Here is an 11,179-nt window from a genome sequence, read left to right as displayed (position 1 = left end):
GGACCAGCCGCCCCAGGTCCAGCCGCTCCAGCTTGAGCACCACCTTCCCCTGGGTGATCCGCGACACGTCGAGCAGGTCGTCCACCATCCGGGTCAGGTGCCCGACCTGGCGCTCCATCACCGCCCGGACCTGGTCCACCGACTTCCCGTCGCCGCCCCGGAGCTTCAGGACGTGCAGCGCGTTCTTGACCGGCGCGAGCGGGTTCCGCAGCTCGTGCGCCAGCATCGCCAGGAACTCGTCCTTCCGCTTGTCGGCAGCGGCGAGGTCGGCCACGCGGCGCTTGAGCTCGTCCTCCAGGCGGTGCCGCTCGGTCACGTCGCGGAACACGAGCACGGCCCCGTGGACCGCACCGGTCTCGTCGCGGATCGGGGCGGCGCTGTGGTCGATGGGCCGCTCGGTCCCGTCCCGGGCGACGAGGACCGTGTGGCCGGCGAGCCCGGTGACCGTGCCGTCGCGGAGCGCCCGGAGGGCGGGGTTGTCGACCGGCCGCCGGGTGCCCTCGTGGTGGATCACGAACACGTCGCCGAGGGGCCGGCCGGCGGCGTCGGCGGTGCCCCACCCGGTCAACTGTTCGGCGACCGGGTTCAGGTACGTGACGCGCCCCGCGGGGTCGGTGGCGACGACCGCGTCGCCGATGCTCGCGAGGGTCACCCGGAGCTGGTTCCGGTGCCGCTCCAGCTCGTGCCGCTGCTCCTCGACCCGCCGCCGCAGCGCCACCTTCTCGACGGCCGACCGCACCGTCTGCGGGAGCGTGTCCAGGGCCGGTCCCTTGACCAGGTAGTCCTCGGCCCCGGCCTTCAGCGCCCGCACGGCGACCGTCTCGTTCCCCTGGCCGGTGAGGACGAGCACCGCGGCCCGCCCGCCGTCCTCCTGGGCGGGGCGGGAGAGGGCCGAGAGCACCTCCAAACCGTCGGTGTCGGGGAGCTGGTAGTCGAGCAGGACGCAGTCCGGGTCGAACTCGCGGCACAGGGCCAGCCCCTCCGCGCCGGTCGAGGCCTCGCGGAACTCGAACCGGTCCGGCCCGCGGGACAACCGGCGGCGGTACGTCGCCCGGTCCTCGGGGCTGTCGTCGATGATGAGCACCCGGTACGGCCGCTCCGGGAGCCGCGCGTGCCGCTCCATGGCCGAGCGGACGACCCGGCGGACCCCGTCCGGGGCCGCGCCCCGGACGAGGTAGTCCCGCGCCCCGGCCTTCAGCGCCCGGACCGCCTGCGGCTCGGTCCCCTGACCGGTGACCAGGACGACCGGGACCGGGGGCTCGGTCCGCCCGTCCTTGAGCGCCTCGATGAACTCAAGGGCGTCCATGTCCGGCAGGGTGTGGTCGAGGACGACGCAGTCGGGCGGCGCGGCGCGGCACGCGTCCAGCCCGGCCCGGCCGGTGTCCGCCTCGGTGACCTCGGCGCGGTCGGGGGCCAGGGCGCGGCGGTACGCGGCCCGGTCCCCCGGGCCGGCGCCCACCACCAGCAGTCTGTAGCCGCGTTCGGTCATTCCGCTCGTCCCGGGTTGCGGTGTAGAGTCCGTGTGGCCGGCCCCGGTGGGGCCGGCGCGATTCCCCCGCCCGGCCCGCCGGGCCGGCAACAGCACGGGTGGACCGCCGCGGTCCCGGTCCCGTGTCACCCCGTCCGGGGCACGATCACCACCTCGAACCAGAAGTCCTTCAGCCTCCGGATCGCCCGCATGAACCCGTCCAGGTCCACCGGCTTGGAGATGTAGCTGTTCGCGCCGGCCGCGTAGCACTTCTCCACGTCCCGCTCGTCGGTCGACGTGGTCAGTACCACGATCGGGATCCGCCGCAGGGTCGGGTCGGCCTTGGCCGCGGCCAACACCTCGCGGCCGTCGGTGCCCGGGAGGTTGAGGTCGAGGAGGACGATGCCGGGCCGCGGCGCGTCGGCCCCGCCGGCGTACCGGCCGCGGTGGAACAGGTAGTCGAGCGCGTCGTCGCCGTCCTCGCACCGGACGATGGGGTTCGCGAGGCCGGCCCGCCGCAGGGCGCGGACCGTCGCCTCGTAGTCCTCCGGGCTGTCCTCGACGAGCAGGATCGGCTGCTGGGGGCTCATCGTCACGGGCCGCCCCCCGGGGCCAGGGTGAACAGGAACGTGGCCCCCTCGCCGGGGGCCGACTCGACCCACACCCGGCCCCCGTGCCGCTCCACGATCTTCTTGACGATCGTGAGCCCGGCCCCGGTGCCGCCCCCGAACTTGTCGCGGCCGTGGAGCCGCTTGAAGATGCGGAACACCACCGCGTGGTGCTTCTCCGGGATGCCGATCCCGTTGTCGCGGACGTACAGCACCGGCGGCCCGCCCGCCGGGCCGGGGTCGCGGGTGCCGATCTCGACCCACTTGTCGGGCCGGTCGTTGTACTTGATGGCGTTGGTGATGAGGTTGTGGAACACCTCCCCGACCCGGACCCGGTCGCACCGCAGCACCGGCAGCGGCACCGGCACCCGGACGTCCACCCGCCCCTCCCGGAGCGTGATCTGGAGCGGCTCCAGCGTCGACCGGACGAGGGCGGTCAGGTCCGTCTCCTGGTCCGCGAGTTCGACCCGGCCGACCCGGGAGAACTCGAGCAGGGAGTCGATCAGGGTCTCCATCCGCTGCGAGAGCCGGGTGAGGGTGGCGAGCTTGTCCCGGCCCTCGGCGTCGAGCTCCTCGCGGTAGTCCTCGAGGAGGAACGTCGCGTAGTTGTGGATGCCCCGGAGCGGCTCCTTGAGGTCGTGGCTGGCGATGTACGCGAAGTCGTCGAGTTCCTGGTTGCTGCGGGCCAGTTCGGCGTTCGCGGCCCCCAGTTCCTGGGCGTAGAACCGCAACTGCTCCTCGGACCGCCGCCGCTCGGTGATGTCGCGGGCCACGGCCGTGAACGCCCGGCGGCCCTGGAAGTGGAACCCCCCGACGGCCAGGTCCATCGGGAACTCGGACCCGTCCTTGCGCCGGCCCACGGCCTCGCGGACCCGGGCGCCCGGCCCGGTCTGGGCCGCCCACTCGGTGCGGTCCCCGGCCCCGGCCAGAATGCGGACGCTCCGCCCGAGGACCTCCTCGGACCGGTACCCGAACAGCGCCTCGCCCGCCGGGTTGCAGCTCTCGATGACGCCGTTCTCGTCGAACGTCACGATCCCGTCGACGACGTTGTCGACGATCGACTTGATCCGGTCGCTCTCCCGCCGCTCGGTGATGTCGCGGGTCACCTTGGCGAACCCGCGGATCTCGTTGGACCCGTCCCGGAGCGCGGTGATGACGACGTTGGCCCAGAACCGGGTGCCGTCCTTCCGGACCCGCCACCCCTCCTCCTCGTACTTGCCGTCCCGCGCGGCGACGGTCAACTCGACCTCGGTCTTGCCGGCGGCGAGGTCCTCGGGGGTGTAGAACGTCGACAGGTGGCGCCCGATAATCTCGTCGGCCCGGTACCCCTTGATCCGCTCGGCCCCGGCGTTCCACGTCACCACGCGGCCGGCCGGGTCGAGCATGAAGATCGCGTAGTCCCGCACCCCCCCCACGAGCATGCGGAATTGCTCCTCGCTGGCCGCAAGGGCGCTCTCGGCGCGAACCTGACCGTGGGTGTGGTCCCGCGTCGCGTCTCTGGCCGTTCCGCTCGGGGACATCGTCGCGTCCGATCCGTCTCGTGTTAGCCGTTTGGGGGCCACGCCGCGTACTGCTACTGATCGGCGACCGTTCGGCCGCTCGTCCCAGTAGTTCGCTGCCCTTCTGCACGCTCGCCCTCGAAGCCGGGGCGGCCAGGGATTCTCCCCACAGTGCAATGCCGGTGCCGCTCGCGTGTGGATGCCCACGCCGGGCGGGTCCGAGCCGCCTTCCGGGACGGCCGGCTCGGCACGCGGTGTGCAATTGCACCGCGACCGCGACCCCGAATGGCCGGGTGCGGCTCTGGCCCGGCACGCTCGTGGGTAAAATGCTGTGACGGGTGAGCCCGGTTGCGGTACTACAGGAACACCGGTGCCGGCTGACGCGGCCGGGACCGCAGGCCGTTCGCTGCGCGGCCGCAGGCAACCATTTGCCAGGGCGGCGCCGGTCCGGGCAGGAGACGTTCCCCGTGGTTGACGAGTTGATTTCCCGGGCGCTCGAACGGGCGGCCGGCCGCCGGCCCCCCGAGTCCACCTACCGGCTCCAGTTCCACGCCGGGTTCACCTTCCGGGACGCCGCGGCGCTCGCGCCCTATCTCCGCGACCTCGGCGTCACGCACGTCTACGCGTCCCCGTACCTGAAGGCCCGGCCCGGCAGCACGCACGGGTACGACATCGTCGACCACCGCGTCCTCAACCCCGAGATCGGCACCCGTGAGGACTACGACGCCTGGGTCGCGGCGCTGAACGCCTGCGGGCTCAAGCAGGTGCTCGACATCGTCCCCAACCACATGGGGGTCGCGACCAACGACAACCCGTGGTGGAACGACGTGCTGGAGAACGGCCCGGCGTCGAAGTACGCCGAGCACTTCGACATCGCGTGGCATGCGTCGGACCGCGACGACCTCCGGGACCGCGTGCTGCTCCCGGTCCTCGGCAACTCCTACGGCGACGTGCTCGAGGCCGGCGAGTTGCGGCTGAGCTTCGAGGCGGGCGCGTTTTGGGTCGCGTACTACGACCGCCGGTTCCCGGTCTCCCCGCGGAGCTACGCCCTGGTGCTCGGCCACCGGCTCGACGACCTCGAGGCGCGGCTCGGGGCCGAGGCGCCCGACCTGTCGGAGTACCAGAGCGTCCTCACCGCCGTCGGCCACCTCCCGGACCGCACCGAGACCGACCCGGCGAAGGTGGCCGAGCGGCAGCGCGAGAAGGAGGTGGTGAAGCGGCGGCTCGCGGACCTGACCGCCCGCAGCGACGCCGTGCGGCAGTTCATCGACGAGACCGTGGCGCTCTACAACGGCACCCCCGGCGACCCGAGGAGCTTCGACCGGCTCGACGAGTTGCTGGGCCGCCAGTGCTACCGGCTCGCGTACTGGCGGGTCGCGACCGACGAGATCAACTACCGCCGGTTCTTCGACGTCAACGACCTCGCCGCGGTGAGCACGGAGCGCGAGGAGGTGTTCCGGGCGGCGCACGAACTCGTGCTGGCGCTGCTCACCGACGGCACCCTCGAGGGCGTGCGGATCGACCACCCCGACGGGCTGTACGACCCGCAGGGGTACTTCCACCGGCTCCAGCGCGCGTACGTTCTCGCCCTCGCCCGCCACGCGTACGAGGCCGACCCCGCGGGCGCCGCCACGCCCTGGGCCGAGATCGAACCGGCCGCGGTCGAGCGGGTCGAGGCGCGCCTCGCCGAGATCGCGGGCGCCACCGGCGCGCGGCGGTGGCCGCTGTACGTCGTCGCCGAGAAGATCCTGGGCGCGGCCGAGCCGCTCCCGGGCGAGTGGGCCGTGTACGGCACGAGCGGCTACGAGTTCGTGAACGCGGTCAACGGGGTGTTCATCGACGCCGCCGGCGAGCGGCCGCTGACGCGCCTGTACCGCGAGCTGGTCGAGGACGCGCCGCGGTTCGCCGAGGTCGTGTACCGGTGCAAGCGGCTCGTGCTCCAGGCGTCGCTCGCGAGCGAGCTGCACACCCTCACCCGGCAGCTCGACCGCATCGCCCGCAAGGGCCGCAAGACCCGCGACTTCACGCTGAACACGCTCCGCGAGGCGCTCCGCGAGGTGATCGCGTGCTTCCCGGTGTACCGCTCGTACATCTCCGACCTCGGCGCGGTCCACGACGCGGACCGGCAGTACGTCGAGGCCGCGGTCCGCCGCGCCCGCGCCCGCAACCCGCTCACCGGCCCGTCGGTGTTCGACTTCGTCCGCCGCACCCTGCTCCTCGAGTACCCGGACGGCGCGACCGACGCCGACGCGGCCGAGCAGCGGCGGTTCGTCGGCAAGTTCCAGCAGGTGACCAGCCCGGTCATGGCGAAGGGGCTCGAAGACACCGCGTTCTACCGGTACGTCCGGTTCGTGTCGCTCAGCGAGGTCGGCGGCGACCCCGGGCGGTTCGGCACGTCGGTCGAGGGGCTGCACTGGTTCAACGCCGACCGGCAGGCGAAGTGGCCGTACGGTCTGTCGCCGCTCTCGACGCACGACACGAAGCGGAGCGAGGACGTGCGCGCCCGGTTGAACGTCCTGTCCGAGATCCCCGACGAGTGGGGCGAGGCCGTGCGGCGGTGGGTCCGCACGAACGCCGGGCTCAAGCGGGCCGCCGGCGACGAGACCGCCCCGGACGTCAACGACGAGTACCTGATCTACCAGACGCTCGTCGGCGCGTGGCCGCTGGACGGGTCCCCCGAGGTGCTCTCGGGGTTCATGACGAGGGTGCAGGACTACGTCGTCAAGGCGCTGCACGAGGCGAAGGCCCGGTCGAGCTGGGTGAACCCCAACGGGGACTACGACCGGGCCGCCCGCGAGTTCGTCGCGAAGCTCCTCGACCCCGCGGCGAGCCAGGCGTTCCTCGACGACTTCCGGCCGCTCCTCCAGCGGGTCGTCCGCCTCGGGCTGTTCAACTCGCTGTCGCAGACGCTCCTCAAGCTCGCGTCGCCCGGCGTGCCCGACACGTACCAGGGCACCGAACTCTGGGACTTCAGCCTCGTGGACCCGGACAACCGCCGGCCGGTGGACTACGACCGCCGCCGCGAGTTGCTCGGCGGCTGCACCGCGGCCGCCGCGCTGACCGGCGACGCGCTCCTGAAATGGACCGCCGACGTGCTCGCCCACAAGGAGGACGGGCGGGTGAAGGTGTACGTCACCCACCGGGCGCTCGCGTGCCGCCGCGACCACCCGGGGCTGTTCTCGGAGGGCGAGTACGCGCCGCTCGCCGCCGCCGGCGCGAGGGCCGATCACCTGTTCGCGTTCGCCCGCACGCACGCCGGCGCGTCCGCGGTCGTGGCGGTGCCGCGGCTCGTCGCGAAGCTGTGCGGCGGGGCCGCCGAGCCGCTCGGCGACGTGTGGGGCGACACCACGCTCGCGGTGCCGGCGGGCCGCTGGCGGAACGTGTTCACCGGCGAGGTGCTGACCGCGGCCGACGCGCTCCCCGCCGCCGACGTGTTCCGCCACTTCCCCGTCGCGCTGCTGGTGCGCGAGGGGTGACCCGGAAAGTAGGCGACTCGCTCCGCGGGTCGCACCCCGGCGCCCTGCGTGTCTCGGGAACGGCTCTGGTCGTGACCGGTGTCACTCGCGGAGCGAGTGACCTACTTTGAGCAGCCGATACAACGACCCGGTCCCTTTCCCCGGCGAGGAACCGCGTCATGCGTTGTGTGCTCCTGGCGGCGCTCTGCGGCGCCGCAACCGCTCCCGTCCGTGCGGACGACGTCCAGGTGTTCCTCGTGGCGGGTCAGTCGAACTGCGACGGCCGCGGCCCGGCGAGCGGCCTCACCGGCCCGCTCGCGAAGTGGGCCAAGCCGCAGGACGACGTAAGTATCACCTACTCGTGCTCGAAGCTCCGCGGGCCGGTGCTGACGAGCGGCGGGTTCAAGCCGCTGCAACCCGGGTGGAGCGTCGCCCCCGGCAAGAACCGGCCGACCGAACTGCCGAGCGGCACGTTCGGCCCCGAGGTGTCGTTCGGCCGCTCGATGGCGGACCGGATGAAGGACAAGAAGGTCGCGCTCATCAAGTACACCGAGGGCGGCACCAGCCTCGCGAAGGACTGGAACCCCGAGGTGAAGGACCGGCTGTACGCCGCGTTCCTCGACTTCACCCGCAGGTCGCTGAAGGAATTGAAGGACAAGGGGCACACCGTCACGGTTCGCGGGGTGATCTGGCACCAGGGCGAGAGCGACGCGGGGCTGACGGCCGAGGAGTACGAGAAGCAGCTCACTTCGTTCATCGCCCGCGTTCGCACCGACCTGGAACTGCCCGACCTGCCGTTCGGCATCGGCGAGGTGTACGACGACGGCAAGCGCGACGCGGTGCGGGCCGCGCAGAAGGCGACCGCCGGGAAGGTGAAGCTAGCGTACTTCGTGCCGGCCGACGGACTCAAGACGTTCGACAAGGGCACCCACTTCGACGCCGCGAGCCAGATCGAACTGGGCGAGCGGTTCGCCGCGGGCATGGCGAAGGCGCTCGGCCTGAAGTGAGCGGCGGGGTCCGCGGCCCGGCGTCGTACCGGATCTGTGGGATGCGTATGGGTCCGAGCCCGAGCGCAGAGCCAGGGTCAACTTGAACCCTCGCTCGGCGCTCGGGCTCGGACCCGCCTACCACGGGTCCGGTTCCATCGGACTTGGTATCACTCCTTCTCGCCCCAGACCTTCGGGGTCACGAACCCCTTCGGCTTCGCACGCGACTTCGGGGCCACCGCCTGCTTCGCGAACCCGGCGAGCGCCGCCCGCAGCTCCGTCACGCGGTCCGGCTCCTTCGCCGCGAGGTTGGTCGCCTCGAACGGGTCGTCCTTCAAGTTGAACAGCTCGACCGACTCCTTGCCCAGCGGCTTGGCGTCGGCGCCGTCCGGGTCGTCGGTGGCGCTCTTCAGCACCAGCTTCCAGTCGCCGGCGCGAACCGCCCCGCCGCCCGGGGTGGTGTTGATCAGGATCGCGGCGTGCGCCGACGGCTTGCCCTCGGCGATCGCCGGCCACGCGTCGAGCCCGTCGAGCGGCAACTTCTGCTCGACCTTCGCGCCGCACAACTTCAGGAGCGTGGGGTACAGGTCGACGGCGTGCAGCGGCTCGGTCACGGTGGACCCCGCCTTGATGCGGCCGTCCCAGGTCGCGAACGCGGCGACCCGGACCCCGCCCTCGTAGAGCGTCCCCTTTCCGGCCCGGTACTTCCCGTTGTCGGTCACGACCCCCGGCTGCGGGCCGCCGTTGTCGCTGCTGAACACGAACAGCGTGTTCTTCCGCACCCCGGCCCGCTCGACCGCGTCCACGATCTGCCCGACTGCCTCGTCCATCGCGGCGAGCATCCCCGCGTACTTGAGCCGCTCGCCCTTGAGGCTCGGGTACGCCTTGAGGTACTCGGGCGGCACCTGGTGCGGGGCGTGGACCGCGTTGAACGGGACGTACAGGAAGAACGGCTTCTTGCCCGCGGTCTCGGCGACGAACTTCACGGCCTCTTTGGCGATCAGGTGCGTGCTGTACCCCTCGTCGCGGTTCACCTTGTCGTCGCGGTGCCAGTCGAACCCGCCGTCGCGCTCGTGCGTGAAGTAGTCGAGCGCGCCGTTGTAGTGCCCGTACTGGCGGTCGAACCCGCGGCGGGTCGGCAGGTACTCGGGGGCGAAGTGCCCGAGGTGCCACTTGCCGACGATCGCCGTCGCGTACCCGGCGGCTCCGAGCGCCTGCGGGAGCGTCTGCTCGGCGAGCGGGAGCCCGTACTGCGCCCACGGCCGCACGACGCCGACCTGTAACCCGTGCCGCATCGGGTACCGGCCGGTCAGGAACGCCGCCCGGGTCGGGCTGCACACCGGCTGCACGTAGAACGCGTCGAGCTTCGCGCCGGCCGCGGCGAGCTTGTCGAGGTGCGGGGTCTTGATCTCGGTGCCGCCCATGAACCCGCAGTCCTGCCTGCCGAGGTCGTCGGCGAGCAGGAACACGACGTTGGGCCGGTCGGCGGGGTCGGCGGCGGAGCAGGGGGCCGCGGCAACGAGCGCGGTGAGAATCGCGAAGCGCATGATGAAGTCCTCCGGGGGTCAGTGTCTCCCGGGGGACGCGGCCCGTCCACGCCGCGTCCTGACAAAGTCACCACCGCTGCGCCACCGGGGTTCCTACTTCTTCCAGTAGCCCGGCAGGTCGGCCTTCGTCTCGCGGAGGATTTCGAGGACCGCGGATCGGTCGTCTTTGGTAAGGTGCGCGAACGGCTTCGACTCGTCCTTGCCGGTCAGCACTTCGTGGAGGCGCAGGTAGATGCGGTCCTTCGCCTCGGCCGGGAGCCCGTCGAACTGGCGGGAGTAGACGAGGTAACTCATCGGGTAGCGGAACATGCGGGTCCTCAGGTCGAACTCGCGGAGCGACCGCTTCTGCGCGTCGAACGGCCCGCGGGCCGCGAACTCCTTCGCGAAGGCGGACGTCCCGCTGATCGGCCCGGTGAGCTTCGCCTCCTCGCTGAACAGCAGGTACTGCACGATCGGCTCGCACGCCCACTCGATCCGCCGGGTGATGCTCTCGCGGCGCTTGTCGGCCGGTTCGCCGGTCGCCGTGTTCAGTGCGGCCTGCTCGTGGAGCGCCTGCCGGACCCGCATGCCGGCGCGGGTGATCCGGTTGTACGCCTCGCCCTGGTGCTCCAGAACCATGAGCGCGACGAGGTCGCTGTGTGGGGTGGGGTAGTTCGCGACGGTGAAGTACGGCCGCAGGTCGGTGACGTTGCTCGGGTCGGGCTGCTTGTCCTCCTCGGCCCACGACCACCCGCCGACGATCTGGTTCCCGAGGTGCGACTGCTTGCCGCTCGTGCCGGTGACGTACCACCCGCCCCACCGGTCCTCGAACGGCGTCGAGTGGTCCACCCGCTTGCTGCCGCGGGACAGCACGAGTTCGCCGTGCGCGTCGGGCGACACGGACCGCACGAGGTGCCCGGGGTACCCCTGGTTCGACGACGACCCGTGGCAGATGAGGCACGACTCGGTCTGCCGGGTGAACCGCGGGGCCCGGTCGGCCCGCTGCTCGACGGTGTAGTACACGGTGCCGAGGTTCGGGTCGCTGGCGGTGACCTCCAGGACGTCGCCGTTGCGGCAGAACCCGACCGCGACCTCGTCGTTGAAGTAGAGCGCCCGCGGCGTCTTGGGGCTGATCCGCCCGCGCTGGAGGCTCGTCTTCGAGAACACGAGCACCTGCGACGACAGCGGCACGTCGAGCGCCTTGAGCACGGCCGGGAGGTAGCCGTGCTCGTCGTCGCGGGCGAGTTCGAGCTTCTTCGCCTTGATCCGCTGTTCGAGGCGGGTGACCGCGGTGTCGGGGGCGGTCTCCGAGTACCGGATCGGCGGGCGGTCGAGGTCCTCGGCCGGGGCGGCACCGGTACCGCCGAGGAGCACCGCCGCGGCGGCGAAGAGTCGAGTGGTCATGAGGCGTGGCACCCGGGCGGGAGGCGAGAGCGGCGGGCGACGGCGGTATTCAGGACAATTGTATCCTGAATTCCGCCGACGGGCAAGGCAGAAGTGACATTGTACACTCCGCGGCGGCCGGGTTCGAACTCGCGTGTCGGGTGGGTGCGGCTGCCGAATTGGGCGAACCCTGAGCCCAGCGAGGGGGTGCGCCTCACCCCCTCGCTGGCGCTCAGGGTTCGCCGGGCCAGCGG

General features: G+C 71.9%; 7 protein-coding genes. 2 read left to right on the top strand and 5 right to left on the bottom strand.

Annotated elements, in window-relative coordinates; genetic code table 11:
• From ACTIGN_RS12760 to ACTIGN_RS12750, 3 genes are all read right to left on the bottom strand, one after another.
• Nucleotides 1-1,489, bottom strand: a 1,489-nt coding sequence (locus tag ACTIGN_RS12760) for a response regulator (RefSeq protein WP_439624342.1), incomplete at its 3' end; no start/stop codon positions are given.
• 125 nt (nucleotides 1,490-1,614) lie between these two features.
• The gene (locus ACTIGN_RS12755; RefSeq protein WP_439624344.1) at nucleotides 1,615-2,058 is read right to left on the bottom strand and encodes a response regulator; all 444 of its coding nucleotides are present in this window, start codon (nucleotides 2,056-2,058) and stop codon (nucleotides 1,615-1,617) included.
• A gap of 2 nt (nucleotides 2,059-2,060) precedes the next feature.
• Nucleotides 2,061-3,596: a sensor histidine kinase gene (locus tag ACTIGN_RS12750; RefSeq protein WP_439624340.1), complete on the bottom strand. Its 1,536-nt coding sequence runs from the start codon at nucleotides 3,594-3,596 to the stop codon at nucleotides 2,061-2,063.
• Between the two features lie 446 nt (nucleotides 3,597-4,042).
• Between ACTIGN_RS12750 and treY the strand changes: the two genes are divergently transcribed.
• Together treY and ACTIGN_RS12740 are read left to right on the top strand one after the other, a co-directional pair.
• Nucleotides 4,043-7,051, top strand: coding sequence for a malto-oligosyltrehalose synthase (gene treY, locus ACTIGN_RS12745; RefSeq protein ID WP_439624338.1), 3,009 nt, complete (start codon nucleotides 4,043-4,045; stop codon nucleotides 7,049-7,051).
• 158 nt (nucleotides 7,052-7,209) lie between these two features.
• Entirely contained in the window at nucleotides 7,210-8,037 is an 828-nt protein-coding gene (locus ACTIGN_RS12740) for a sialate O-acetylesterase (protein ID WP_439624336.1), read from the top strand.
• 149 nt (nucleotides 8,038-8,186) lie between these two features.
• On the opposite strand, the gene ACTIGN_RS12735 is transcribed toward ACTIGN_RS12740, so the two are convergent.
• Both ACTIGN_RS12735 and ACTIGN_RS12730 read right to left on the bottom strand, forming a co-directional pair.
• Nucleotides 8,187-9,563, bottom strand: a complete 1,377-nt coding sequence (locus tag ACTIGN_RS12735; protein WP_439624334.1) for an arylsulfatase B — start codon at nucleotides 9,561-9,563, stop codon at nucleotides 8,187-8,189.
• A gap of 93 nt (nucleotides 9,564-9,656) precedes the next feature.
• On the bottom strand, nucleotides 9,657-10,946 hold the full coding sequence (locus ACTIGN_RS12730; RefSeq protein ID WP_439624332.1) for a hypothetical protein: 1,290 nt from the start codon (nucleotides 10,944-10,946) through the stop codon (nucleotides 9,657-9,659).
• Nucleotides 10,947-11,179 lie beyond the last annotated feature (233 nt).

The organism is Gemmata sp. (assembly GCF_051859125.1).
Classification (GTDB): Bacteria; Planctomycetota; Planctomycetia; order Gemmatales; family Gemmataceae; genus Gemmata.
This window is presented reverse-complemented; position numbering and strand designations above follow the sequence as displayed.

Bases quoted from the DNA above. Each gene is read 5' to 3' on its own strand.
- ACTIGN_RS12730 (WP_439624332.1), bottom strand. From the start codon at position 10,946: ATGACCACTCGACTCTTCGCCGCCGCGGCGGTGCTCCTCGGCGGTACC.
- ACTIGN_RS12735 (WP_439624334.1), bottom strand. From the start codon at position 9,563: ATGCGCTTCGCGATTCTCACCGCGCTCGTTGCCGCGGCCCCCTGCTCC.
- ACTIGN_RS12750 (WP_439624340.1), bottom strand. From the start codon at position 3,596: ATGTCCCCGAGCGGAACGGCCAGAGACGCGACGCGGGACCACACCCAC.
- ACTIGN_RS12740 (WP_439624336.1), top strand. From the start codon at position 7,210: ATGCGTTGTGTGCTCCTGGCGGCGCTCTGCGGCGCCGCAACCGCTCCC.
- ACTIGN_RS12755 (WP_439624344.1), bottom strand. From the start codon at position 2,058: ATGAGCCCCCAGCAGCCGATCCTGCTCGTCGAGGACAGCCCGGAGGAC.